The organism is Gimesia benthica (genome assembly GCF_009720525.1).
Taxonomy (GTDB): domain Bacteria; phylum Planctomycetota; class Planctomycetia; order Planctomycetales; family Planctomycetaceae; genus Gimesia; species Gimesia benthica.
In genome coordinates this window covers 3,494,772-3,520,600 of record NZ_CP043930.1, presented here as the reverse complement: position 1 = coordinate 3,520,600, position 25,829 = coordinate 3,494,772, and the positions used below count along the sequence as shown (strand labels likewise).

Sequence of the window (25,829 nt, the reverse complement as noted above, 5' to 3'; positions counted from 1 at the left end):
TGCAGCGGTTTATGATGAAAAGATTCCGCGGGACTACAGTCGCTAATTTCAAAATCCCTGGCGAAGTGCTGCGATCAACGGGCTTTGTTGCAGATTGATATCAGAGGACCTCGTATTTTCCGCTTAAACATCTACAATATCTGGTTCGATGCCGCACACATCCCCCGGGATCTTCTCATCCAGTTCGGGTGTCCAGATAGAGGGCTCCCTGAGCTGAGACGGCATTGATTTTTACGCCGAACCGGGGAAGATAGAGGCGGCGGATCGCTTTGCGGGGCTGCCGCTGATGCGTTGTAACCCTTGATTTCATCACCTGTTAGCTGACTGATAGTAGTAGACGAAACCCATGTTTGTTGATCGCGTTGACATTTATTGTAAAGCCGGAGACGGCGGAGATGGTTGTGCCAGTTTCCGAAGAGAGGCCCACGTTCCGCGGGGCGGCCCGAATGGTGGCGATGGCGGCAAGGGGGGCGATGTCGTGGTGCTGGCGGATGAAAACGTCAACAGCCTGGCGAATATCATTGGTCACAAGCACTGGAACGCCGAACGCGGCGGTCATGGTCAGGGGAGTCTGAAAACCGGTCGTAACGGGGAAGACATTGTGATCATGGTTCCTCCCGGGACACTGGTGCTCGACACCAAACGCGGGCACCTGCTGCGTGATATGAAAGAGAGCGGCGACCGGGTGGTTGTCGCTAAAGGGGGCAAAGGAGGCCGTGGCAATCGTCATTTTGCTACTGCCACTCACCAGACGCCCCGTGAATTCGAGAAGGGGGGGCCGGGAGAACATCGCGATATTTCCCTCGAATTAAAGCTGATTGCAGACGTCGGGCTGGTCGGGAAACCGAATGCCGGGAAATCGACGCTGCTCAGCCGACTCTCCAAGGCCCATCCGGAAATCGCCGACTATCCGTTTACGACCAAATACCCGAACCTGGGTCTGGTCCGGGTCGGCTTCGATCATCAGTTCGTGATGGCTGATATTCCCGGGCTGATTGAAGGTGCCCACGCGGGGATCGGGCTGGGACACGAATTCCTGCGGCACGTCGAGCGGACACGGGTGCTGGTGCATCTGGTCGAGCCAGCTCCCATGGATCAGACCGACCCGATCGAGAATTACCGTCAGATTCGGGAAGAAATGCGGCTCTATGATGCTACGCTGATGGATCGTCCGGAAATCGTGGTTGTCACCAAATGTGAACTTCCCGATGCGGAAGCGGTCACCGAGCTGCTGTCTGAAGAACTGGGACAGCCGGTGTTGCAGATCTCCTCTGCCACCGGAGAGAGCCTGGATCAACTGGTCAGAAAGATCGTCAATACACTTCAGGACCTGGAAGACGAGGTTTAGCAGACGTGACTGCCGAACAGCCCCCGTCCGAAACGCCCGAGCCCGAAACCGAAACATCGAAACCGGAAACCGGGGCTCCCCAGCCGAATGAGGATCTGCCCACGCCGGGCGAAGTTCGCGTCCGGTTCGGCCTGTATGGGGCGGGAGTGATGATGGTCCTCTGCTTTATGTTCCAGGCATTTTTTCATGTGACGGGCAGTGAAACGCAGCGTATTACTGAGTTGGGGCTGATCATGCTGGCCGGTTTTATCGCGGGCTGGGTCTTCGCCCGGCTTCGCTTTTAAACCGCATTTTTGCCCCTGCTGAGGCGATTGTAATTTTTGCATTTCCCGCAGCGCGTCAGACGGATTTGCAATATCTACAAGCATTTCTGGTGAACATCGTCGGCACGTGCCAGCGTGTTTCGAATTTTCTGGGAAATGCGTAAGCTGTATTCTGACAGCATTTTAGCGAGTACGAACTCGGACACATTCTGTTGGGTTTCTAAACTCAGCTTGCCATTGGTCTTTTCTTTGCAATAAGATCCTCTGCCTGTCACGAACCGCATCGGTCTGAATGGAATTCACCGATATCAGTTACAGGACCCCCGATCAAATCTCAATCCCCAATTCGAGTGATCGACCCAAAACTATCCCGTAACCAACAACCGAGAGTTTGTCAGTCGTCATCCCGCCGACGACTGCAACCAAAAGGAACTAGAGGGCATGGAAGCTCAACTCTATCGCTGTTGCGTACTATTGCTGGCTGCTTTTTTCTCGCTGGGTGCCTCATACAAAACCCCCAATTTTGTGACCCACGCACCGACTCCCGAAATTGCCAAACAGGTGGGTGAGGCCGCCGAGGTGTATCGCAAAGAACTCGCGATTGCCTGGCTGGGACACGAACTCCCCAAATGGTATGCCCCCTGTCCTATTAAAGTCAAAGTTGGTAACTATGGTGCCGGCGGTGCGACCACCTTCTCGTTCGATCGTGGTCACGTGTTTGGCTGGGATATGCAGATCCAGGGCACGCTGGAACGCATCCTCGATTCCGTGCTGCCTCACGAAGTCAATCACACCATCTTCGCCTGTCACTTCCGTCGTCCGCTTCCCCGCTGGGCCGATGAAGGGGCTGCGACGATTGTGGAACACGAATCTGAAAAACGTCGTCAGCGACTGCTGAACCGCCAGGTGATGGGCACCAACAAACGCATCCCGCTGCGTCAGCTGCTCTCCATGACCGAATACCCCGAAGAGATGCAGCAGGTCCTGACGTTGTATGCCGAAGGTTACTCCCTGGCAGACTTCCTGCTGCAGCGTGGTGGTCGTAAACGCTACCTGATGTTCCTGCAGGATGCCCATAAGAACGGCTGGGATGAAGCCGTCGCCAAAATGTATCAGTTCAAAAACGTGGATGAGCTGGAACAGAACTGGGGCAGCTGGATCATCGCCGGCAGCCCGGATCTGAATCAGCCCGCCGGTCAGCAGCTGGCCAGCAATCAGCCTGAGCCTGCTACCGAAAACAAAGACCTGGTCATCCGGTCGCAAAGTCCTGATCAGGAAGGACCACTCCAGAACGAAACTGATTTTGCTGCCGCAGATCAGAACAATGCACTGCCTCTGGACCAGATGGCTTCCGAAGAGAATTCCCGTAGATCGCGGCCGCTGCCCATCGATTCCCGGGTTCCCTTCAGTGGCCGTCCTGCAGCCGGCAGTCAGCCTGCGGAAGGCATCGCTCTGGTTCAGGAAAACCAGCGTCGTCCCCGGACCTCGCTGCACCAGGAATCACAGCAGCAGCCAGCACGTTACGCTGCTCAACCTCAGCGGCCTGCGAACAACAGCAGACCTCAGCGTCCAGCAGCAAACCCCCGTTATCAGCGTGAACAGAGCCCGGGACGCGGAATCGATCTCGGTCAGTCCGCCGAAATCGACTTCTGATAACCGACCGGTTTGAATCAATCCTGAACGGTGTCGCTCAAAGCAAGCAACTCGTTCAGGATTTTTTTTGTGGTAGAACCGCTACCCGGTAAGAGTGATGCTCGCCGGAAGCTTCGAACGCCTGTGTGACTTCTTCCAGCGAATAGCTCTGATCGCAGAGTTTCTGAAACGGATATGTGTGCTGGTAGCGTTCGAGGAAATTCAGGGCATTGGCCAGATCGAGATCGATATAATTGTGAATGCCTTCGATCTTCAGCAGCCTGCGGACAACCTGCTCCGCGGAGACTTGCAGCGGACGGGCCGGATAGACCGAGCCGACCAGAATCATTGTTCCGCCAATGTCCAGTGCTTCCAGACCACTTTCGATCACATCGGGAACGCCGGTCATGTCGAAGACGAAGTCCACGCCCCGCCCCTGGGTCAGATGATGAACTTCTGAGTGCAGCGGTTGATCTTTTTTGACGAGGATCGAATGGGTCGCACCGAATTCCAGTCCACGCTGCACCCGTTGTGGGTTGATGTCGGAGACGATGACAGATGCAGCACCTCTGGACTTCGCCACGGCGGTTGCCGTAATACCCAGCATACCCGCTCCCAGAATCAGAACGCTTCGATCTTTGATTTCACCCGCCAGCCGAAAGGCGGCCATCACCGTCGCGGTGGCACAGTTGGCCGGGCTCGCAATCTGATCGGGGAGCGATGCGGGAACTTTGAAGATCGTGGTTCCTTTGACCAGGTGACAATGGCTGGCCAGGCCGCCACTCAGGTAGTTCTCGTCAGTCAGTTTCTGGTGACCGTACTTGAACAGGCTCGTGCATTTCTGGGTCAATCCCCGGCGGCAGTACTCACATTTCTGACAGGCGACCGCCACCGACCAGGTGATGCGATCTCCAATGTTGACCGGCCGGTTGAGAAAATCGACGGTCAGATGTTCCGGATGCAGGTCGACAACGCGTCCGACCATTTCATGTCCCAGGATGGTCGGGCAGGGAGTGGAACGCGTGCCTTCGTAGGTATGCAGATCACTGCCGCAGATCGTGCAGCACAAGATCTCAACCAGGACTTCGCCAGGCTGGAGCCGGGGGCGTTTGACTTCAGTACGCTGCAAGGCAGGTGTATCACCTGTCAGGATGATCGAGACGCAGGGATCGCTCATAATGCTGTCAATTACGTTTATCTAAAAGCCGTCAGAATCGGTCGCAGTTTCGGACGGGCTCTGAAATTTATCCGGAGACGAGAAGAACTCTCTTAATTAGAAAAGTTATTTTTTTATAAACGGCCCGCATGAAATCGGAAAGTGTACCGATTTTCTTTTCAACTGATCTTAACCTGATGTGGTCTGTCCAGATGTAACCTGCATTTCAGCCAGGACCAGTTCGATCTGAGCGACCAGTTGCTCCATGTCCTCGGGGAAAACATGGCCGATGTTACCGATGCGGAACGTCTCAGCCTGACTGATTTTACCGGGATAAATCACATACCGGCGGCGTTTGAGTTCATCGTAGAAACTGTTAAAAGAGAAGCCGTCGAATTCAGGATAGTAGAAAGAAGTGATGATGGGTGACTGCAACTCCCGGGGCAGCAGGGTGCGCAGTCCCCGCTGTTCCATTTCCTGGACGAGCGTCGTCTGGTTTTCGACGAAGCGGGCATGCCGGGCGGTGACGCCCCCTTCAGCGTCCAGTTCGTTCAATGCCTGCAGAAACGCATTCACCACATGCGTCGGGGAAGTATAGCGCCATTTGCCCCCCTTCTGTTCCATTTCGTTCCATTGATCATACAGATCCAGGCTCAGCGAGCGGGCATAGCCTTTCGTCTGTTCCAGCTTGTGCTGACGGGCAATCACGAATCCGAATCCGGGGACTCCCTGAATACATTTATTGGCGGACGAAATCAGGAAGTCGATGTGAAACTCTTCCATCGTCAGCGGGATGCCGCCGAAGGAGGACATCGCATCCAGGATATAATCGCGACCTGCGTCCGCGACGATCTGACCCACTTCCCGGGCCGGGTTCAGCATGCCAGTCGTTGTTTCACAGTGTACCAGCGCCACATGCGTGATCGAGGCGTCGTCGGCCAGGGTCTGGCGGATCTGATCCAGATCGGGGCTCTCGGTTTCCGGGCAGGAAAGGGTGACGCGTGGCATCTTCAGGCAGTCGGCGATCTGGCCAATGCGATCACCGTAGGCACCGTTGGAAATCAGCAGCAGTTTCCCATCGGGGGGAATGACCGAGCCGATGGTCGCTTCGACGGCAAACGTTCCGCTCCCCTGCATCAGGACCGACGTATATCCGGGTTCGGTTGTCGCCAGTTGCACGAGTCGTTCGCGGATTTCCACCACGCGCTGATTGTAGTCCACATCCCACGTTGAGTAGTCGGCCAGCATCGCTTCGCGGACGGTTCTGGTTGTCGTCAGGGGACCGGGGGTCAACAGTAAGTAAGGAATATCAGCATCCATAGGGCACACTACCTGCTTCAATCTGGTCAATGATGGCGGACAGCCCCTCGAGTGTCGGGATGACAAAGTGAGCGCCTGCGTTTTTGAGTTTGGTTTCGGCAGCCTGTAAGCGCTGCTGTTTCTCTTCCGGAGTGAGAGCCTCCAGGTCGGAGACGCTCAGTCCGACTTCGCTGCCGGTCTGGGTCAGACCGACCGTCCAGGTGCCTGCATTCAGGCCCGCTTCAATATCAGGCACGGTGTCGCCGACTTTGATCACTGCGCGCGGGGGATAGACGCCGAGCGTTTCCATATTGCGGTAGATCATCCAGGGAGCAGGACGGCCTGCGGGGACCTCGTCGGCACACATGGAAAAGTCAGGACAGTAACCCTGCTCGCGTGCGGACACGAGAATCGGGTCGGCCACCACGCGCGGATAGCCGGTCGTGGAACCGATTTTAATTCCCCGTTCCTTGAGTGGCGCGAGTGACGCACACAGGCCGGGGACCAGTTCGGTATAGAGTTTCGCTTCCTCGATCTGCAGCGGCATGAACGTTTCGTAGATCTGTTTCACATCGTCTTCAGACCAGGGACGCTGGTGGAGTGCTTCCCACTGGCTGGCGATTTCGTCGAGCTGGAACAGACTGCGGATATGATCCTGTTTATGCAGGCCCATCGGTCCGCGTGCCTGTTCCGGGGTGACCTCGACACCACAGGCCTTGAAGGCTTTGATGAAAGCGGAGATCGGGGCGAAACAGCCATGGTCGATGGTTGTGCCGGCCCAGTCAAAAATCACTAGTTTAATCTGTGTCGGTTGCATGCTGACTTTCAATCAGTTGAGGTCCACGGGATGCTCCAGCACCCGTTGGACAAAGGTTAAAAAATATTCCAGATCCGGCGTTGCCAAGCCGGGAATTTTGGCCGCTTCATCCCAGGTCCGCAGGCGGAGCGCTTCCTCGCACCAGGGATTGTTTTCAAACTGTTTCTGTTCGCGTGCATCGAAGGGACCGCCCTGCAGTTCCAGGCTCAAAACGGAAGCGGGGGACAGGCGGGACAGGTATTCTTCGTCGGTGGCACAACGGTAACGTTTGGCATCCACGTGCAGGCGGATGGGTTCGGTGACCGCTTCCGGAAAGTGCTGCTTCAGCCAGGCGGCGCCAATGCGTTCATGCAGGTCATCAATGCCCTGTATGGCACAGTCTTCGGAGTGCTTGTGCAGCAGATGACCCACATCGTGCAGCAGGGTTGCGGTGATCAGTTCTGGTGATGCCTGTTCCTGCTCGGCAGCGGAGGCTGCCTGCAGAGCGTGTTCCGTCTGTGAAACCGGTTCGCCGGCATACATGTCGTTGCCCTTCTCAGCGAAGAGCGTACGGATCTCATCCAGAATTTCACGCGTCTCAACCAGGGGTGACATCGTTTGCCTCCGGGGGATTGATTTCGGACAGGGTTTGCGCCAGGTTCATTTCACGTTCCTGGATCATCCAGTAAATGACGCCGGCAATGATGGCGGTACAGCAGATGCCGGCCAGTCCGCCGAAGGCCATCTTCCAGCCGTAGTACTGGGCAATCATGCCGACCGTATGTCCGGACAGGATGGCACCCAGGTAGCCGGCGGAATCGACGAGTCCCGCCACGGTCGAACAGCCCCGTTTGCCTCCCAGGTCAATGGCCATCACGCCGGACAGGAAGGAGTAGGGAGCCATCAGGAAAAATGCGACCAGCGACAACAGCGTTAATGCCAGGTAAGGTTTGCCGGTCACATCGACGGTGCTCAGCAGGGTCAGCGAGAGTACGAGCAGAATCAGGCTGGGTAATACGACCCGACCGTGGCGGCCCCGCAGTCGATCCGAGAGGATGCCGGCGAGCAGGGCCGAACAACCGCCTACCAGCGGAAACAGCATGCTGCCCACCGCCGCCGATCCGATATCGAACTGAGCCACTTCATTTAAAAAAGTCGGTGTCCAGAAATTAAAGGTTTCGCGGACCAGCGTCAGGCTGAAGTTCATGACGCAGATCAGCCAGAACAGCGGACTGGCGACCAGGGGCTTGAGCACCTCTTTGATCGAAATCCGCTGCGCGTGGTTTCCTTCTGCACCAAAGACGTTAAGCGGGTTGGCTTCCGGTTCTTCCAGGCCGACATCGATGGGGCTCGACTTCAGGGTGAAGTAAACAAAGACCGCGATCGCCGTTAACGTCCCTGCGGCGACAAAGAAGACGGTGCGCCAGTTGGCCATAAAACTGAGTGAACTATATTTCTCTCCGAGCATGATCAGGCTGCCCAGGTAGACACGAGCGAAGGCATCGCCAAACAGAAACGAGAGCGAAAGAATGGCCATCACCGTTGCATGCCATTGTACGGGGAACCAGCGCGACGCGGTTTTGACCAGCGCGACCCAGCCCATGGACTGCACAAATCGGTTGCCGGCCCAGATGACGATGAACAGGGTCAGCCCGCCTGCCAGCCCGAAGAAAACGGAAAACAGAATCGAACAGAGCATGCCTGTCAAAAACATCTGGCGACCGCCTAGGAAGTCGGCCAGGTAGCCGTTAATGATTTTTCCAAAGGCATACAGCATGACGCCGACCGAGGCGACGGTGCCGATCTGAATTTTAGTGATGCCCAGACCGGTTTCTTCATCCAGCAGCAGTGGCGTGGCGACGGCCAGGTTAGACCGGCAGATGTAGTATCCGACGTAGCCGAGAAACAGGCTCGTCAGAGTCATGAGCTGCCAGTTGCGATTGGGGTTGTTGGACATCAGGTGCTGCTTTTCAAAGAGAGAGTTGACCGATATTTTCTTTTGCCAGACCTGGTCCCGTCGTCATTCCTTTGCCGCCGATGCCGGTGAGAAGCTGAATGCGCTCGCCCTGCTGTTTGTGGAACAGGCCTGCAGACTTCTCCTCAGTATAAATGCCGCACCAGCGGTCTGTGACCTGAAAATCCAGTTTCACGAACATCTTTCGCGCATAATTTATGATGAGTTCTTCCACCTCAGCCGACATACGTTCGGGAGGGGGATCGACCGAGTACGCATGCGAATCGCCGAGGATGAATTCGTTGTCCTGGTTCTGTGTCATCCAGATCTGAATGCCATGTTCCTGCAGCGTGGGTTCGGGTCCTGCCAGGTTGATACCCTGCAAAAACTGAGCGTTCAGGAATGCCGGATACCTGGTCAGTGCGATCGGCGAGGCGATGCTGGTGCCCAGTGTGCGATTTTCCGGATTGGAGATTTTGAGCATCTGCAGCTTGCAGTACTGCACGTTGCGTTCGATATATGCTTCGGGAAACAGGGTCTGCAGATCAGCGCCGGAGCAGACAATCACCTGTTGTGCATCAAAGGTTCTGCCGTCTGCGATTTTGACCTGGCAGTGACTGCTCCTTTCCCGCACCGAGACCGCCGTGGTTTTCGGCAGGTAATCGCAGTCCGAGGTACAGGCAATCCAGTTGATGAGTTCGCGAAAAAACTGGCCAGGGTCGAGTTGCAGATCCTGGGGGAAGAAGAGGCTGCCCGTGCAGAATTCGGGATTCAGACAGCAGCTCGAACGGATGGTCTCCTCGGCGTTGAGGAACTTCGCGGGACAGAGAGTGTCCTGTTGCGTGTCTGCCAGTTGTTTCAGGAAATCGGCTTCCGCTTCCGTGTGTGCCAGGTACTGTGTGCCCGCCTGTCGCAGGGGGATCCCTAGCTGGCGGGTCAGCTCTTCGTAAATTTCCGAAGAAGCCAGGGCACGATCACGCCAGATTCCGGGAGGCATGGCACTGGGAATGATGAGGCCAAAATTACGGACGGATGCCTGCTGGGGAAAGATGTCCCGTTCTATGAGCAGGGTTTTCCAGCCCCGCTGCATGGCAAAGTACGCATGAAACGCACCAAGTACGCCACCGCCGATGACGATGACATCATATTTTCGCTGGTAAGTCTGAGTCGACATGGTTTGCTATCAGTGAAGCCCGAACGAGAGAGTCGCTTGAGTTTCCCATCGGGTGAGGGTCAGGAAGCTCGCGGCCTGGCGGGCAGACAGGAACTCTATCCACCAGGCACTGTCAAACTTCAGTGTGCCAAACTTAAAGTTAAGTATTGCCAAGTATCGGGATCAGAGTGCAGAATACAATGATAATATACGCAGTTAAATTGATAATATTTACATGGGCTTCACGGGTTCTTTAACATTAGCTGACAGAGTGTCGGTTCGTAGAACGCTGGTAACGCCAATCCCTGTTTGCTGTAGAAGTCGTAAGATGAGATTTCCTGAACGTCGAAAAATCGCACTCCTGATCCAGACCTCCAGCGACTGGAGCCGCCAGATCATTCAGGGCATCGCTGACTATGCTTTCGAGCAGGGGGGCTGGGACTTCTGGATTGAATTCCGGGGACTCAAAGAACAGTTGCAGATTCCCGCCTCCTGGCACGGGCACGGCACCATCTGTCGATTGACGGACGCACGAATTCGTCAGTCGATCATCGGTCGGCGTCTGCCTGCGGTGAACGTCTCCTGGCTGGGAACGCATTCAACCCGCATTCCGAAAGTCGTTTCAGACGAACGGGCCTGTGCCCGCATGGCGGCGGACTTCTTCCTTAACAAGGGCTTTCGTTCGTTTGGCTATATTGGTGCCGACCCTAATTTGAAATACCCTCCCACTATTCAGCACGATTTTGAATCGGCGGTCAGCGAGTCGGGGGGCGTCTGTTATGACTTCCCTTATTACGAACTGACGAAGGAAGCGGACTACGAACAGCAGCAGCATCGACTGAAAGAATGGTTGCGGGAGCTGCCCAAGCCGGTGGCGTTGCTGGTCTGGTCGAGCAAGGTGGGACGCGAAGTGGCAACGGTCTGCGTGAATCATCATCTGGAAATCCCGGACCAGGTGGCGATCCTCAGCATCGAACACGACCCGCTGATGTCGGCGCTGTCGCCGGTTCCGTTGTCCTGTATCAACCAGGGGCCGCATGTCGTCGGTCATGCCGCGGCACAGTTGCTGGATCAGATGATCCAGGGGCAGCCCGCGCCGAGGACGCCGGTGCTGATTCCTCCTCTGTCCATCGAAGAGCGGGCTTCCACGGATACGCTGTTCGCCGATGACGATCTGGTTCGCGAGGCGATCCAGCTGATTCGTCAGCAGGCACATCTTCCCCTGCAGGTCACCGATCTCACGCAGCGGCTGAATGTCTCGCGTCGCATTCTGGAACATCGTTTTCAGAAGGCCCTGCATCGCTCGCCGGCCAGTGAAATCCGTCAGGCAAAGTTGAACCGGATTACCCGTCTGCTGAGGGAGACCAACCTGACGATTTCGCAGATCGCGGAACGCTGTGGCTTTCAGCATCAGGAAGCGATGATTCGCATGTTCGGTCGCGAGATGGGCATGTCGCCCCGGGAATATCGACAGTCGAGTCATACGCTGCGCTGAGTGTTTCCGGACGGTCGGCAATTCCTTGCGAATCTGACCACTGGTTTGATGGCGATGGGGAACCGCCGATGGTACGATCAAAGAAGAGCAACAACTCTGTTTTATACCCGCTGTTCTGTCTGAGGAAGATCACCATGATTTCAACGTTCTCACGTGTGTGGCTGCTGCTGGTTTTTACCACTCTGCTCGCGGTGCCTGTAACTGCTGCGGAAGACGATGCCGGTTCGATTTTTATCGAAGGCTATACGAATCAGTTGAGCTATCAGCCCGGCGAGAAGATTCAGTTTCACCTCAACAGTTCCGAACCGCAGTATTCGATTGAGATCACCCGCCTGGGAGCTGAGAACAAAACCGTTTATAAAGAGACGCGTCAGAACGGAGCCGCTCATCCCGTGCCTGAAGATGCTTCGTCGAACGGCTGTCACTGGCCGGCGGCGTTTGAGCTGACGGTTCCCGATTCCTGGGCCAGTGGTTATTACAGTGTGCGTCTGGCAGTACGCGACGGGGGTGGTAAATTTATTCAGCGGAATTCCCGTTCGGCTGAGTCGAGCCTGTTTTTCATTATCCGCCCCCAGCAGCCCGGCTCTCAAACCAAAATCCTGATTCAACTCTCGACCAACACATACAATGCTTACAACAACTGGGGAGGCTCGAGCCTGTATAGCTACCATGGTCGCGATCATCTGCAGGGGCACCGCGTCTCGTTTGATCGTCCGCTGGCCGGTCAGTTTTCGAACTGGGAATACCCGTTCATCGCCTGGGCCGAACAGAATGGGTACCAGCTGGACTACGCCGCCAACAGCGATCTGGAATTTCATCCCGAAATTTTGCAGCATTACAAACTGGTTCTCAGTGTGGGCCATGATGAATACTGGTCTGCGCCGATGCGCGATCACCTGGAGCAGTACATTAAGCAGGGAGGCAATGTCGCGTTCTTCAGTGGAAATTCGGTCTGCTGGCAGGTGCGGAGTGAAGATGACGGACGCGCCCTGACTTGCTGGAAACAGTGGTACAACCAGGATCCTGTTTTCCCGACGGACGATCATAGCACCTTGACCACGCTCTGGAGTCATCACCTGGTCAACCGGCCGGAAAATCAACTGACAGGCGTGGGCTTTCTGTACGGCGGCTATCATAAGAGCCACGGTCAGTTCATGGATGGTTCTGCTGCCTATCGCGTGCATCGTCCCGAGCACTGGATCTTTGAGAAAACGGGGATCAAGCAGGGTGACGAATTCGGGGGCAAAGATACGATAGTCGGTTACGAATGCGACGGCTGTCAGTTTGTGATGCAGGACGGTCTGCCTGTGCCGACCCATAAAGATGGCACTCCGAAGACCTTTCAGATCCTGGCGACCTGTCCGGCGAAATGGGCTCCCGGTGACAGCCTGTGGTACGATCGCTTCGAGAAAGACCGGGTCGGTGCCGCAGTGCTGGGTATGTATACCAACGGCGGGACCGTGCTGACGGTGGGGAGCACCGACTGGGCACACGGCCTGCGCGGGAAAGATCCAATCGTCCAGCAGATCACCAGGAACGTCCTCGACCGGTTGTCTAAGTGATGATTAGTTCGGCAGGAGTCCATCCCGTTCCGAACGGGTGATACTGTAGAGCACATGCCGCTGCAGCGGATCGTTCTCGGGTAGTCCGGGATGATCGAAGTTGTCGATATACGACATGCCGATTTTTTCCATCACGCGGCGGGAAGCGATGTTGGAGGGGACCGTGAATGAGACGATCTGTTTCAGGTTGCATTCATCAAAGCCAAAGTCGAGAACGGCGTGTGCGCCTTCCGTAGCGTATCCCTGGTTCCAGTAGGGGGTTGCCAGTCGCCAGAGAATTTCGATGCAGGGCGTAAAAAACGCGGTGAACTGGGGAACCGTCAGGCCGATGAATCCGGCGAAGGAAGTCTGGTCTTTAATCTCGACGGCCCATAAGCCGAAGCCGTACTCTTCGAAGTGCTTTCGGATTTCTTCCACCATCTGCACGCTCTGCTCGGAAGTCAGCGTGGACGGATAATACTGCATGACGCGTGGGTCTTTATTGAGCTCGACGAAAGGTGCGATATCATCCTCGCACCACCGTCGTAAAATCAGCCGAGTCGTTTCCACTGTTCTGGTTCCTGCAAGTTCATCAAGTTGTTTCAGTCGTGTAGTACTCTCTCTACGCAGACACCCGGTTTGTAACGGAGAAATATCCGGCAATTCCCTTTTATTTCAAAAACAGGGTGCGTTTTTTATCGATATTGAAAGTCGCTCGTCCTTCTGTTCAAATAAATAAATATCATTTAAATATCGCCACGCTCTCTCAAGGGCTCACATTCCGCTTGGAGTACATAGAGATGAAAATGTCTGTTTTTGGGGCAATGTTCGTAACTTTAACCCTCTACAGTACTAATTGTCTTCCGGCGGAAGAATCTAATGGAGAAACTTCTCTGATTAAGGTTCCGGGAGCCTGGGAAGACCAGCAGGCAGGGAAATATGCAGACCTGGACGGGTTCGCCTGGTATCGCTGCTACGTCAAAGTTCCCAACAACTGGGCCGACATGAATGCCCGTCCCCTCTGGCGGGATTCGGTGACACTCTCCATCGAAAAACTGGCGGATGCTCACGAAGTCTATATCAACGGGACGCGCATCGGTCAGATTGGAAAGTTCCCTCCGAACTTCGAAAGTGGCTTCGACAGTTATCAGCGCTACAAGGTTCCGCCGGGAACGCTCAAGCTGGGGAAGTACAATACGATCTCGGTCCGCGTTTATAACGAAGCAGGCCCGGGAGGTTTCCGGGGCGCACCTCCGATCCTGGCCGGTTACTTTCTGGAATGCGTGCTCAAAGGGGAATGGGAATTCCTGCCGGGCGATGATGTGAAATGGGCTCTGACTGCCCGCGAGCAGAAGCCGGCTCAGGCCGCTTTCGATGAGTTCACCCCGGCCACCTCGACACTCAAACGCTCCGCCAAACTTTCTCCGGGGCGACGCCTCTCCCCCGAGAAGTCGATGACACTTTTCGAAACCGATGACGATGTGGCCGTGGATCAGTTGCTCACCGAACCTCTGGTAGGGCAGCCATTGTTTATGAGTTTCGATGAACGAGGGCGGATGTGGGTCGTACAGTATCGCCAGTATCCTTATCCCGCGGGACTCAAGGTGTTGAGCCGGAATAAATATTACCGAATGGAATTCGACCGGGTCTCCCCGCCGCCTCCCAACCACTTCCCGGGTAACGACCGGATTACAATTCATGAAGATACCAACGGTGACGGCAAGTACGATGCACACAAGGTCTTTGCCGGCGATCTCAATATTGCGACGTCGGTTGTCAAAGGGCGTGGCGGGATCTGGGTCCTCAATCCACCTTACCTCCTGTTTTATCCCGACAAAGACAACGACGACATTCCCGATGGCGATCCGGAAGTTCGCCTGTGGGGCTTTGGTCTGTCCGATACACACTCGGCGCCCAACAGTCTGCAGTGGGGACCAGACGGCTGGCTCTACATGGTGCAGGGGAGTAACCTCGTTTCGCATTTGAAGAATACTGATAAGCCGGATGCGAAATCGATTTACTGTGAGGGACCCGGGGTCTGGCGCTATCATCCCGAAACAGGGCGTTACGAACTTTTCGCTGAAGGGGGCGGTAATGCCTTCGGGCTGGAAGTCGATGCCGACGGCCGTGTTTATTCCGGCCATAACGGCGGAGGCACCCGCGGGTTCTATTATGTCCAGGGAGGTTATTACGAAAAGGGGACCGAGCGGAAGTATGGCGATGTGAGTAACCCGTATGCCTTTGGTCTGCTGCCTTTCATGAAGCATGCCGCTACGCCCCGCTTCAGTCACGCTCTGGTGAAATACGAGGGGGACACGCTCCCCGAGCGTTTCAAAGGGAAGTTGATTTCCGTCGATCCGCTGCACCAGTATCTGGTCCTCACTCAAGTGAATCAACTGGGGTCTTCCTTTCAGACTGAAGACGTGGGCTTTCCATTAAAGAGTACCGACCTGGGATTCCGTCCGGTGGCGATCTACACGGGACCTGACGGAGGTGTTTACATCGCTGACTTTTACGAAGAATTCATCGCGCATGGTCAGCACTACCAGGGACAGATCGATCCCAATTCGGGCCGCGTCTATCGCCTCCGCGGTAAGGATGCGGCGCCCCGTAAGATTGAGGACTTGAGTCAAAAGAGTTCGCGGGAACTGCTGGATCTGCTCAAACATCCCAACGAATGGCACCGCCGCACTGCGCTGCGACTGCTGGGCGACCGTAAAGATGCGTCCGTGATTCCTACACTCAAACAATGGATCAAAGAGAACGACGGACACCTTGCCCTGGAGGCATTCTGGGCGTTGAATCTCTCGCAGGGCTTTGACGATGCCGTCGCAGAAGAGACATTGAAACATCCTTATCCCATGGTCCGCTTCTGGACGGTGCGTCTGCTGGGGGACGACAAAGTGGTCTCCAGTCACATTGGTGAGCAACTGATCGAGGCCGCGCGGAACGAACCGAATGCGGAAGTCCGTGGTCAGCTGGCGGCAACCGCTCGACGCCTGCCTGCGGATATCTGTCTGCCCCTGGTCGAAGCCTTGAGCCGTTATGAGGCAGACGTGGACGATCCGCATCAGCCGCTGATGCTCTGGTGGGCGCTGGAATCCAAGTCGGTTTCCGATCGTGAACAGGTACTCGCCTTGTTTAAAGACAAACAGTTCTGGGAGCGTCCCCTGGTGCAGTCGGCACTGCTGGAACGACTGATTCGTCGCTACGCGACCGCAGGCAGCCGAACGGATCTGGTCACCTGTGCGAAACTGTTCGAGCTGGCTCCCGATGCGAAGTCACGCCAACTGCTGATGACCGGCTTCGAGAACTCGTTCAAGGGTCGTTCGCTGGCCGGGCTGCCTGAAGCACTGGTTAAAGCTCTGGCGGATGCGGGGGGCGGATCGACGACGCTGCAGATGCGGCTGGGAAATCAGGCCGCGATTCAGACGGCACTGGACGCGTTGAAAACACCAGGCAAGAATCAGGCTGAGCTGCTGGACTATATTCAAGTGCTGGGTGAACTGCAGGAACCGCAGGCCCGGCCCGTGATGCAGTCTTTATTGAGCAGTACCAAAAACAGCGATTTGCAGACCGGATTGCTGGTCGCGCTGCAGAAATATCAGCAGCCGGACATCGCGGCGGTGATTCTCAAACGCTATCCGGACTTTTCTGAATCCGTCCGCGAAGTCGCGTTGAGTACGCTCGTCAGTCGGAAGGAATGGACTCGCGACTTGCTGGCTGCGGTGGAAGCAGGACAGCTGGACGCGCAGGCGATTCCTGAAGACCTGGTTCGCAAGATGACGATTCACCAGGATCCGCAGATCACAGAACTCGTAGGTCGGCACTGGAAAGAGATCCAGGGCGCATCGAACCAGCAGATGCAGGCCAGCATTGCCCGTATCTCAGGCGTGCTGGAGCAGGGCAGCAGCGACGTTTATCGCGGTAAGGAACTGTACCAGCAGAACTGTGCCAAGTGTCACATGCTGTTCGGGGAAGGCAAACGCGTGGGACCGGAGTTGACGCAGTACAAACGCGACGATTCCCTGCGGATGCTGATGCACGTGGTGAATCCGAGTGCGGAAATTCGCGAGGGTTTTGAAACGTACCTGGTGATCACCGACGATGGTCTGGTGGTTTCCGGCTTCCTCTACGATCAGGACAAACAGATTGTCGTGATCCGCGGGGCCGATGGTCAGAACGTAACCATCAAGCGGGAGAACATCGATGAGATGATCAAGCAGCCCAAGTCCCTGATGCCCGAAGGTCTGCTCGATAAACTCAGTGACCAGGAACTGCGGGACCTGTTCGGATTCCTGCGAAGCAGTCAGCCGGTTTTCAAATAAGCGAGCTGTCCGGATCAGAAGTCCTCAGGGAGAGAACCGGGCGATGAGTTCACTCGCGTAATCGAGCTGGGGAATCAGGCAGGGATGCTTGTACTGTTCGAAGCTGCCTCCCGGTTTCTGCTGACGTTCAGTCGCGAAACGCTGCCAGGTGCCTGGCTTGAGCGGGCAGGGGACCGGCGGTGCCAGTCGTCCGGACTGACGCTTCTCGGCGTATTCACAGTTGGTTTCCTGCAGACGTTGATCGAAGTCGGCGAGCAGTCGCGTGAGCGTTTCATCCGTGAGCATCGGTGATGCTTCGAATAAGAGCTGATAACAGGGGGGCTCGCCCCATTGTGGAATCACCGCGAATTGTCCCAGTTCCAGCGCATGTTGCTGTGTTGCGCTACGGACGGCGTCGACGACCTGTGACTCGGTGATCTTTTCACCGGTCAGGTTCGAGATGTGTGCGCCTTTGTGAAGGAACGCGAGCAGGGGAGTGGACTGATAAAAGCCGGTGCAACGCACGACGTCACAGATATGGTAACGATAGAGACCCGAGGGGGTGGTCAGCAGGATATAATAGTTCTGCCCCTCTTCCAGTTGATCCGCAGTCAGGATGTGCGAGGTCTTCAACGGGTCTTCCGCTTCGGGGACGAACTCGAAGAAGTGCGACGTGATGTCCAGAACGCCGCTCGAGGTGCCTGAGTCGAGCGGAATCGTCATGCGTCCTTCGCTGGCCGAGAGACCATGATCGCGGACCGGCAGATCGCCATAGTACGGTTTAAGCTGTGACAGGTAAGCACCGGCGCTGCCCCCCGTCCAGACTGCGAGCACGGAGAGTCCGGGCCAAAAATCGCGGGGATAAAGGTGTCCGGTGCGTTCGATGATCTGTTCCAGTTCCCGCGCGCGGCCTCGGTTCTTTCGCTGCAGCCGACGTTTGAGTTTGCCCAGGATCTGCAGGTCCATCTGAGCGGCACCCGTCAGGCGTCCCTCGGCAATATCGCGTACCAGCGATTCTTTTTCCTGGTCAGCAAACTGGGCCAGGTGGAGCAGGGTGCTGGGGTTGGCGGTGGTAAGCATGCCCACATGCCGGTCGGCGAGTGCGAGTCGCAGGGCGGTGTAATATTTCAGTTGCGGGTCGTCGATGCGTGACACGTCTCCGGGGACGGTATACATCGACTGCACGACGGGACTCTGCATCGCTGCGACCAGGCCGCTGATATTGCCGCAGGGAGTGCCACCAGGTGTGCGGAACTTGTCAAAGTTGCTGGTGAGCTGCACGATGTTCTGATACTTCAGCGGCGCGAAATCGTCATAGGTCAGAATGCCCCAGTTCTGCCAGCCCTGGCGATAGTCTTTGAGGAACGGGGCGGTGATCGGGATGAACTTGGAATCGGTGGTGGTGCCGCTGCTGAGCGTAAACATCAGCAGGCGATTCTCTGGCCCCAGCAGCGCAGCGGTTTCCCCCTGTTTGACGCGTTCAATGTAGGGGCGAAAGAATTCGTATTCGGAAACCGGGAAGCGGGATTGAAACTCTGCAATCGTGCAGGAACCGTCCAGGTTGTACTGGCGGCTCAAATCGCTGGCAGCGTTTAACTGCAGAATGCGCTGCAGCGTCGCCTGTTGAACCGAGCGACAGTCAGAGGTGCAGGCGAGGAATTCATGAGCGGCACGACGATAGCGTCGTCGCACGAAGGTTCCCCCGAAAGCCCGTAGCACATACAGGGCATGCATTCCTTGCTCCCCGGACGAAATGTTCTGCGCTCAGAAAAGGGTCCACGTGGAGGAGAGTCTGCCTGAAGAGAGAACTCTCCTCCTGCCAGATGGAACCGGACGATTAATCTTCGTCGTCGTCTTTCTTCTTTTTCTTCTTTTTGCCGATCGAGATTTTCTCGACGCGGACTTTGGGCAGACCCAAGGCGCCCTGGCCATCGGCCCAGCGGTCTTCGAACTTCAATTTCTCAATACGTTCAGCACGCTTCAAAACGTTGCGGGCACGGGTCAGCGAGCTTTTGCTCTTCAAACTTTTGTCGAGTGACACGGTGTCATCCCCTCTGAATAGATGTTATTTCGAAGACGGTCATTTACTATGGAAATTGACCGTCAAAACTGGCATAGTGGTGTCTTATTCGCAAGAAGCGCTCTAGCAGCATGCTGGTCAAACGGACATTTGCCCGCGACGATTTGCGAAGCGACATATGGTAAAAGGAAATGTCAACGATTGCAACCGCTGCTAAATGAAACCTTTCAGCTGTTTTTCGCGAAATTCTGAAATTTCGCCCTGAAACCGGGATCGAGGGAGACCAGACCATTTCTTTGTACGATACAAATTTCACCTTGTTGGACTGGTCCATCGTCGTCTGTTACCTGCTCTCATCAATCGTAATTGGTTTGTGGGCCAATCGTTACGTCGGAAACCTCTCCGATTATCTGGTTGCCGGCCGCAAATTACGGCTTCGACTGGCCCTGGCGACGATGACGGGGACCGAACTGGGTCTCGTAACCGTGATGTACATGGCCGAACTCGGCTTTACCCAGCAGTACGCCTCCCTGTATCTCGCTTTTCTGGAGGCGGGAGCGGTGTTGTTGATAGGTCTGACCGGCTTTGTTGTCTATCGGCTCCGACAATCCTCGATCATGACGATCCCCGAATATTACGAACAACGGTACTCGCAGTCGGTGCGGGTGGTCGGGGCGACGGTGATGGTCGTCTCGGGCGTCTTGAACATGGGGCTGTTCCTTAAAGCGGGCTCGCAGTTTCTGACCGCGGTTTCCGGACTGCAGGATGAGATGTACCTCAAACTGATCATGACGGGGCTGTTGCTGCTGGTGCTGTTCTATACGGTGCTGGGGGGAATGGTTTCGGTGGTGATCACCGACCTGATCCAGTTCCTGATCCTGGGGACCGGCATGGTAATTGTGACTGGTGTAGTCTTCTGGTCGATCGGCTGGGACGGACTCTCGGCGATTGTTACCGAGCAGAACGGTTATTATGACCCCTTCCATCCTGAGAATAACTCGGGGAACGGGAATCCCATCGGTTGGCTGCAGATCGTGCAGATGGCAATTGTCATCGGTTCGGCCGCTCTGCTCTGGCCAACCAGCGCGGCCCGTACGCTCTCCTGTCAGAGTGCGGAAGTCGCTCAGAAACTCTATTCGCTGAGTTCCATCTCCTTTCTGGCACGACGTGCCCTGCCTGTGTTCTGGGGGATCGGGACGTTTGCATTTTTCGCTTCCCAGCCGGAACTGTTCCAGGAATTTCATCAGGCCGTGGAAACCAACGCCTCGATTACCTCGCTGTCTGCGATGCCTCTGTTTCTGGCGAAAGTGGTGCCGACCGGCTTATTAGGGCTGGTGACAGCAGGCATGATTGCCGCCTTCATGTCGACCCACGACAGCTATCTGCTCTGCTGGAGTGGCGTGATTACCCAGGATATTATTGCTCCCATCGCCGGGCCGATGAGCCAGCGTTCCCGGATTCTGACAACACGGATTTCGATCTTCGTGATCGGGGCGATGCTTCTGACCTGGGGGCTCTGGTACGAAGTCAGCAGCGATCTCTGGGGTTATCTGGCCGTCACGGGAGCCGTGTATCTGTCGGGGGCGATTCCCACGGTGGTCGGTGGTTTGTACTGGAAACGGGGCAGCCGGGCCGGCGCACTGGCGGCGATTCTGGGAGGTCTGTCAGGATTGTTGGCGATGGGGCCCTGCGTGGTTCTGATCAACAAACTTTTTGCGACCAGCTTAAATGGCACACACCTGACGCTGCTGACGTTTGTGTTTTCGAGCGTGGCATACATCGTATTTTCACTGTTGATTCCCGATCGACATGCTGAAACCAGTCCGAATGTCTCCGTCAATCCGGCTTAAACTGAGAGAGAAACGATTATGTACCTGTGGATGAGTATCTGGACTGCCTTGCTCTTGACCAGTGGGCTCGCGTTTCTGGTCGTACTGGTTTACGTCGTGAGTGGCGTCAAAGCGGAACTGAAAGCGACACTCAATGACCTGCGGGCCGATGTGAATGAATCACAGGCGCACGAAGAAATTCTGGATCGTCCCATCGAATAAGTCGCTTTGTGCTGCGAAACCACACCCAGGACACGGTTTATAAACGGCTAAAAATTCGGGTTTTCTGAACAATTGACTGGTGAATCAGTTACGATCCTGCTATTTTTTAAACTAGACCCGTAGAGCTTTTATGGCTGAATAGACGGGCTGTTGCTGTTTCCTGCTGGGAGTCGCGTCGCTCATGATGTGCCCTTTTTGTCGTGATGGTGAGACGAAAGTCATTGATTCGCGCTTGAGTCAACCTTTCAGTGTACGCCGCAGGCGTGAATGTCTGGCCTGCGGCAAACGCTTCACGACCTATGAAAAGATTGAAGAATCCCCCTCAAAGTCGTCAAGAAAGATGGGGCTCGTGTCCCCTTCGATCGGATGAAAATGGTCAAGGGGATTGAGACGGCCTGCTACAAACGCCCGGTCAGTCCCGATCAGATCGAATCGATTGTGGCCCAGATCGAAGCCGAAATCTATGAGAACTTCGATCGCGAAGTCCCCTCGCGGTTCATCGGCGAGCGGGTCTCCACGGAATTGAAGAACGTCGACCAGGTGGCTTTCGTCCGTTTTGCTTCAGTCTATCGGAACTTTACCGACGCCAACGATTTCGTGACCGAAATCCAGCCCATGCTGCGAACCGACGATTAGGCTCGCTTCAGGCCTAGGTGCCTAAGCGATGATTTCGGGAACCACGTTGCCGGCTACACCGGTGATCCGCATGTCGAGTCCCTGGAATTTGAACGTCAGCCGTTCGTGATCCATGCCCAGCAGATGCAGCAGGGTTGCGTGAAAATCATTCACGTGCATCGGTTTTTCGGCCACGTTGAAGCCGATGTCATCGGTCTTGCCGTAAGCGAATCCGCGTTTGACGCCGCCGCCTGCCATCCAGACGGTATAGGCATCCTTGTGATGGTCGCGACCGGGTGACTTGCGATCTCCCTGAACCATGGGAGTGCGGCCGAACTCCGCGCCCCAGACGACCAGCGTGTCATCGAGAAGGCCTCGCTGCTTGAGGTCTTTAATCAGAGCCGCGATCGGTTGATCGACCTGCTTACATTTATTCTTGAGCCCGTTGACCAGGTTACCGTGATGGTCCCAGCCCTGGTCGAACAACTGCACGAACCGCACGCCTCGTTCCACCAGTCGTCTTGCCAGCAGACAGTTGTTGGCGAAGCTCGCTTTGCCGGGCTGGGTGCCGTACTGTTCGTGGATGTGTTTGGGTTCGTTGGAAATATCCATCAGCTCAGGCACCGCGGTCTGCATGCGATACGCCATTTCATACTGGTTGATGCGGGTAGCGATTTCGGGATCGCCGACATCCGCCAGCTGGACTTTATTCAAATGGTTCACACTGTCGATGATCCGCTTGCGGTCCTCACCGGTCATCCCTTTGGGATTCGAGAGGAACAGCACCGGGTCCCCCTGAGAGCGGAATTCGACCCCCTGGTAAATGCTGGGCAGAAAGCCGCTGCCCCACAGGCTGTTGCCGGCACCGGCGACATTGCCGGTGATCAGTACGACAAAGCCGGGGAGATTACTGTTTTCCGAACCGAGACCGTAGTTGACCCACGAACCCAGTGAAGGCCGTCCAAAGCGGGAGAAGCCGGTCTGGAAGAAGAGTTGTGCGGGGGCATGATTGAAATGATCGGTCTTGAGTGAGTGGATCATGCAGAGTTCATCCGAGACCGACCCGAGATGGGGCATCAGCTCGGAGATGGGGATGCCTGCTTCTCCCTGTCGCTGATAGGCAAACGGGCTGCCCATCAGTTTGGGTTGTTCGCGGATGAACGCCAGTCGCAGGCCTTCCCAGAGTTTGTCGGGAACGAGTTCGCCGTCCAGTTCCTGCAGTTTCGGTTTCGCGTCGTATAAATCGAGATGCGAAGGGGCACCGACCATGTGCAGGAAGATCACATTCTTTGCTTTGGGCGTAAAATGCGATTCGCGGGCTGCCATCGGATTTACGGCAGTGGGGATGTTTCCCAGCAGGTCATTGGCGAGCAGTGTGGTTAAAGCCGCTCCTCCGACACCCATGCCGGCCCGTTGAAAGAATTCACGACGGGTATAATTCAACAGTTGTTGCATGTGCTCGTTCATGATTATCCCTTGGTGATTGTTTCGTCGAGGTTGAGCAGGATGTTGGCAACATACAGCCAGGCCGCCATGCGGGATGCACCGACACCTTCGGGGCGGTCTTTCGCAGAGATCAGTTTCTGGGCTGCCTGGGGATGGTCCTCGAAATGTTTTAATTCCTGTTCGAAGACTTTTGTGAGGTGATCGACTTCCACATCCTGAGGTTGACGGGCTACACAAAGGCGGAAGGCGTATGCGATTCGTTCCCGGTCGGTCATGCCATCGTTCATACCGTGTGTCGCCAGTCGTCGGGCCAGGCCGGTGGCGATCTCAATATACGCCGGGTCATTGAGCAGGGTCAGCGCCTGAAGGGGCGTGTTGGTCCGCGAGCGATTGATCGTGCAGGCACCCCGGTCGGGAGCATCAAAGTTCGTGAAACTCGGGTAGGGGGCACTGCGCCGCCAGATCACATACACGCCGCGGCGGAAGCGATCTTCTTCAGTGGAAGTATTGTATTTCGGAGCATTGCGCCCCACGTGCCGCCAGAGTCCCTGGGGTTGCGGCGGATAGATGGGCGGCCCTCCCATTTTGGTAGAGAGCAGGCCGCTGATGGCCAGTGCGTTGTCGCGAATGGTTTCCGCCGAGAGACGCAGGCGGGGTCCGCGGGTCAGCAGTTTGTTATAGGGATCGGCTTCAAGCAGTGCGGGGGTGATCTTCGATGACTGCTGATACGTGGCGGACATCACGATCAGTTTATGCACGTGTTTCATCGACCAGTTGTGTTCCATGAACTCGACGGCCAGCCAGTCGAGCAGTGCGGGATGCGTGGGAGGATCACCCTGACTGCCGAAATCTTCCTGGGTGGCGACGATCCCCTGTCCGAAGAACTGCGACCACCAGCGATTCACGGTCACACGGGCGACCAGCGGATTCTCCGGAGCGACAAGCCACTTCGCGAAGGCGAGCCGGTTGGGCGTGTCTTCTGCCTGGAGTGGATGCAGGGACTCGGGTGTCTGCGGTTTGACCTGGGCGCCTTTGTCGAGGAAGTTGCCCCGCTTGAAGATGTTGTTCATCCGGGGCTTGTCCATTTCGACCATCACCAGCGATGTGTCCGGCTCAAGAGCATTTAGCTGCTGGCGAACCTCGTTCAACTGTTCGGTCAGAGCGGCGAAATCCGGATCCTGTTCCCGCTGGTAGGCGTTCAGTGCTTTGGTCTGTTTGGCAGTCCGTTTGTCGGTTTTCGTATTCAGGATTTTGCGGATCTTGTCGGGAACCTTGCTCCCCTCTTCAGAGTTTTCCAGCAGAGCAAGCGTTGCTTCTTCCCAGGCTGGATACCCGGTTTCGAGTTCCTTCTGTCGCTGATTGAGTTGCTTCTGCAGGGCCAGGCGCTCTTTGGTCAGTTGATCTTTCTGTTGTTGAGCTGTTTTACTGAGGGGCACCATCAGTTTGGGGCCGGTGACATCAAAAGTCACACTTTTACCTACCTGCTTCACTTCCAGCGGTGTGTTATTGAAGAAAGCGAAGATCTGGTAATAGTCCTGTTGTGTGAACGGGTCATACTTGTGGTTGTGGCATTGTGCACATTCGAAGGTGGTGCCGAGCCAGACCAAGCCGGTGGTGTTGACCCGGTCAAAGATCTGATTAACGCGGTTCTCTTCGGGATCGACGCCCGCTTCCACGTTACAGGTGGTGCAGCGATGAAAGCCGGTGGCGATTTTCTGATCGAGACTCGCGTCGGGCATCAGGTCGCCGGCGATCTGTTGAATGGTAAACTGATTGAAGGGCATGTCCCGGTTGAGGGCGTTGATGACCCAGTCCCGGTAGAGCCACATCTCGCGGAGCTGATCTGCCTGGAAGCCGTTCGAGTCCGCATAGCGGGCCAGGTCGAGCCACTGGCGGGCCCACTTCTCGCCGTAGCGGGGGGACTTGAGCAGGCTGTCGACATACTTTTCATAGGCGGCCGGTGAAGGATCTTTTTCGAAGGCAGCCACCTGTTCCGGAGTGGGAGGCAGGCCGATCAGATCCAGGGAAACGCGACGCAGCAGCCGGGCGGGTTCGGCCAGCTGCGCCTGTTGCAACGCAGGTTTCTGCTGCTGCAGTTTTTTGACCACGAAGGCATCGATGGCGTTGTTGACGCGCGGCGTGCCTTTGACTTTCGGCAGTGGTTGTTTCACCGGGGGCACGTAGGCCCAGTGTTTCGGTTCTTCCGATTCGGTGGGCCAGTCGGCTCCCTGATCGATCCACTGTTTGAGTGTGGCGATTTCCTGTGCGGTGAGACGCTCGCCTGCATCTGCGGGAGGCATCTGTTCGCTGTCGTCTTTTGACGCGACACGATGCATGAGCACGCTCTGGTCGCTTTTACCCGAGATGATGGCGGGCTCGCCGGAATCGTTACGGAGCAGCAGATTTTTACGACTGGTCAGCCGCAGTCCCCCTTCGCGGGCATCGGGACCGTGACAGTCCTGACAATGTTTGACGAAGAGCGGCCGGATCGATTTTTCAAAATCAATCTTGGCGCCGGCAGCCGGTTTGTCTGCGGGCGCTGGTGCTGCGCTGGCAGACCAGGCGCTCAGCGTGAGTGCACTGATCAGTGAGAGACCTGCGTAGAGCGCTCGTGGAACTTGAGAACCATACATACGCGTTCAATTCCTGACAGGCGGTACTTCCAAGGCTGTTGGCGACCTGGAAAGTGACCTGATGAGAAGATTGAAAGTAATGCCGGTCCGTCAGAACCGCCGATATCGGAGGGACGGTAG

20 protein-coding genes and 1 pseudogene are annotated in these 25,829 nt (G+C 56.0%); 9 read left to right on the top strand and 12 right to left on the bottom strand.

Features of this window, described 5'->3' with window-relative positions; genetic code table 11:
- Nucleotides 1–175: 175 nt before the first annotated feature.
- Nucleotides 176–310, bottom strand: coding sequence for a hypothetical protein (locus F1728_RS32195; protein WP_261344530.1), 135 nt, complete (start codon nt 308–310; stop codon nt 176–178).
- Between the two features lie 36 nt (nt 311–346).
- Here F1728_RS32195 and obgE point away from each other — a divergent pair, with 36 nt between their 5' ends.
- The 3 genes from obgE to F1728_RS13290 all read left to right on the top strand — a co-directional run bounded on the left by obgE (nt 347) and on the right by F1728_RS13290 (nt 3,264).
- Nucleotides 347–1,348, top strand: a complete 1,002-nt coding sequence (gene obgE, locus F1728_RS13300) for a GTPase ObgE (RefSeq protein WP_155364510.1) — start codon at nt 347–349, stop codon at nt 1,346–1,348.
- Nucleotides 1,349–1,353: 5 nt separating this feature from the next.
- Complete coding sequence (locus F1728_RS13295; RefSeq protein WP_155364509.1) at nt 1,354–1,632, top strand: hypothetical protein; 279 nt, start codon at nt 1,354–1,356, stop codon at nt 1,630–1,632.
- Between the two features lie 420 nt (nt 1,633–2,052).
- Nucleotides 2,053–3,264 (top strand): hypothetical protein, encoded by a 1,212-nt coding sequence (locus F1728_RS13290; RefSeq protein WP_155364508.1) that lies wholly within the window; start codon nt 2,053–2,055, stop codon nt 3,262–3,264.
- Between the two features lie 55 nt (nt 3,265–3,319).
- On the opposite strand, the gene F1728_RS13285 is transcribed toward F1728_RS13290, so the two are convergent.
- The 6 genes from F1728_RS13285 to F1728_RS13260 form a co-directional block, all read right to left on the bottom strand.
- Nucleotides 3,320–4,420: a zinc-binding dehydrogenase gene (locus F1728_RS13285; RefSeq protein ID WP_155364507.1), complete on the bottom strand. Its 1,101-nt coding sequence runs from the start codon at nt 4,418–4,420 to the stop codon at nt 3,320–3,322.
- A gap of 168 nt (nt 4,421–4,588) precedes the next feature.
- Entirely contained in the window at nt 4,589–5,719 is a 1,131-nt protein-coding gene (gene phnW / locus F1728_RS13280) for a 2-aminoethylphosphonate--pyruvate transaminase (protein WP_155364506.1), read from the bottom strand.
- Nucleotides 5,709–6,515, bottom strand: coding sequence for a phosphonoacetaldehyde hydrolase (gene phnX / locus F1728_RS13275; RefSeq protein ID WP_228030733.1), 807 nt, complete (start codon nt 6,513–6,515; stop codon nt 5,709–5,711). The genes phnW and phnX overlap by 11 nt, the downstream gene beginning before the upstream one ends.
- Before the next feature lie 12 nt (nt 6,516–6,527).
- Nucleotides 6,528–7,109: a phosphonate degradation HD-domain oxygenase gene (locus tag F1728_RS13270; protein WP_155364504.1), complete on the bottom strand. Its 582-nt coding sequence runs from the start codon at nt 7,107–7,109 to the stop codon at nt 6,528–6,530.
- Nucleotides 7,093–8,451: an MFS transporter gene (locus F1728_RS13265; RefSeq protein WP_155364503.1), complete on the bottom strand. Its 1,359-nt coding sequence runs from the start codon at nt 8,449–8,451 to the stop codon at nt 7,093–7,095. Before F1728_RS13265 ends, F1728_RS13270 begins: the two co-directional genes overlap by 17 nt.
- Nucleotides 8,452–8,464: 13 nt before the next feature.
- Nucleotides 8,465–9,622: a TIGR03364 family FAD-dependent oxidoreductase gene (locus tag F1728_RS13260; RefSeq protein WP_155364502.1), complete on the bottom strand. Its 1,158-nt coding sequence runs from the start codon at nt 9,620–9,622 to the stop codon at nt 8,465–8,467.
- Between the two features lie 307 nt (nt 9,623–9,929).
- Here F1728_RS13260 and F1728_RS13255 point away from each other — a divergent pair, with 307 nt between their 5' ends.
- Nucleotides 9,930–11,096, top strand: a complete 1,167-nt coding sequence (locus F1728_RS13255) for an AraC family transcriptional regulator (RefSeq protein WP_194242805.1) — start codon at nt 9,930–9,932, stop codon at nt 11,094–11,096.
- A 134-nt stretch (nt 11,097–11,230) separates the two neighbouring features.
- Nucleotides 11,231–12,658 carry a N,N-dimethylformamidase beta subunit family domain-containing protein gene (locus F1728_RS13250; RefSeq protein ID WP_155364500.1) on the top strand — a complete coding sequence of 476 codons (1,428 nt, stop codon included), beginning with the start codon at nt 11,231–11,233 and terminating at the stop codon, nt 12,656–12,658.
- Between the two features lie 3 nt (nt 12,659–12,661).
- Here the strand turns inward: F1728_RS13250 and F1728_RS13245 are convergent, their stop codons facing one another.
- Entirely contained in the window at nt 12,662–13,207 is a 546-nt protein-coding gene (locus F1728_RS13245; RefSeq protein ID WP_155364499.1) for a GNAT family N-acetyltransferase, read from the bottom strand.
- A 236-nt stretch (nt 13,208–13,443) separates the two neighbouring features.
- On the opposite strand from F1728_RS13245, the gene F1728_RS13240 reads away from it, so the two are divergent.
- On the top strand, nt 13,444–16,965 hold the full coding sequence (locus tag F1728_RS13240) for a PVC-type heme-binding CxxCH protein (RefSeq protein ID WP_228030731.1): 3,522 nt from the start codon (nt 13,444–13,446) through the stop codon (nt 16,963–16,965).
- 24 nt (nt 16,966–16,989) lie between these two features.
- Here F1728_RS13240 and F1728_RS13235 read toward each other — a convergent pair whose 3' ends face one another.
- Nucleotides 16,990–18,678 carry a GH3 auxin-responsive promoter family protein gene (locus tag F1728_RS13235; RefSeq protein WP_155364497.1) on the bottom strand — a complete coding sequence of 563 codons (1,689 nt, stop codon included), beginning with the start codon at nt 18,676–18,678 and terminating at the stop codon, nt 16,990–16,992.
- Nucleotides 18,679–18,781: 103 nt separating this feature from the next.
- Entirely contained in the window at nt 18,782–18,985 is a 204-nt protein-coding gene (locus F1728_RS13230; RefSeq protein ID WP_145179948.1) for a small basic protein, read from the bottom strand.
- Between the two features lie 275 nt (nt 18,986–19,260).
- Here F1728_RS13230 and F1728_RS13225 point away from each other — a divergent pair, with 275 nt between their 5' ends.
- The 3 genes and pseudogenes from F1728_RS13225 (at nt 19,261) to nrdR (ending at nt 21,651) form a co-directional block, all read left to right on the top strand.
- Nucleotides 19,261–20,814 (top strand): sodium:solute symporter family protein, encoded by a 1,554-nt coding sequence (locus tag F1728_RS13225; protein WP_194242804.1) that lies wholly within the window; start codon nt 19,261–19,263, stop codon nt 20,812–20,814.
- 18 nt (nt 20,815–20,832) lie between these two features.
- On the top strand, nt 20,833–21,015 hold the full coding sequence (locus F1728_RS13220) for a hypothetical protein (RefSeq protein WP_155364495.1): 183 nt from the start codon (nt 20,833–20,835) through the stop codon (nt 21,013–21,015).
- A gap of 181 nt (nt 21,016–21,196) precedes the next feature.
- Nucleotides 21,197–21,651, top strand: a pseudogene (gene nrdR / locus F1728_RS32580) (transcriptional regulator NrdR).
- A gap of 21 nt (nt 21,652–21,672) precedes the next feature.
- On the opposite strand, the gene F1728_RS13210 reads toward nrdR, so the two are convergent.
- Together F1728_RS13210 and F1728_RS13205 are read right to left on the bottom strand one after the other, a co-directional pair.
- A complete protein-coding gene (locus tag F1728_RS13210; RefSeq protein WP_155364494.1) occupies nt 21,673–23,097 on the bottom strand; it encodes a DUF1501 domain-containing protein in 1,425 nt (474 codons plus the stop codon).
- Nucleotides 23,098–23,099: 2 nt separating this feature from the next.
- Nucleotides 23,100–25,709 carry a PSD1 and planctomycete cytochrome C domain-containing protein gene (locus F1728_RS13205; RefSeq protein WP_155364493.1) on the bottom strand — a complete coding sequence of 870 codons (2,610 nt, stop codon included), beginning with the start codon at nt 25,707–25,709 and terminating at the stop codon, nt 23,100–23,102.
- Nucleotides 25,710–25,829: the final 120 nt, after the last annotated feature.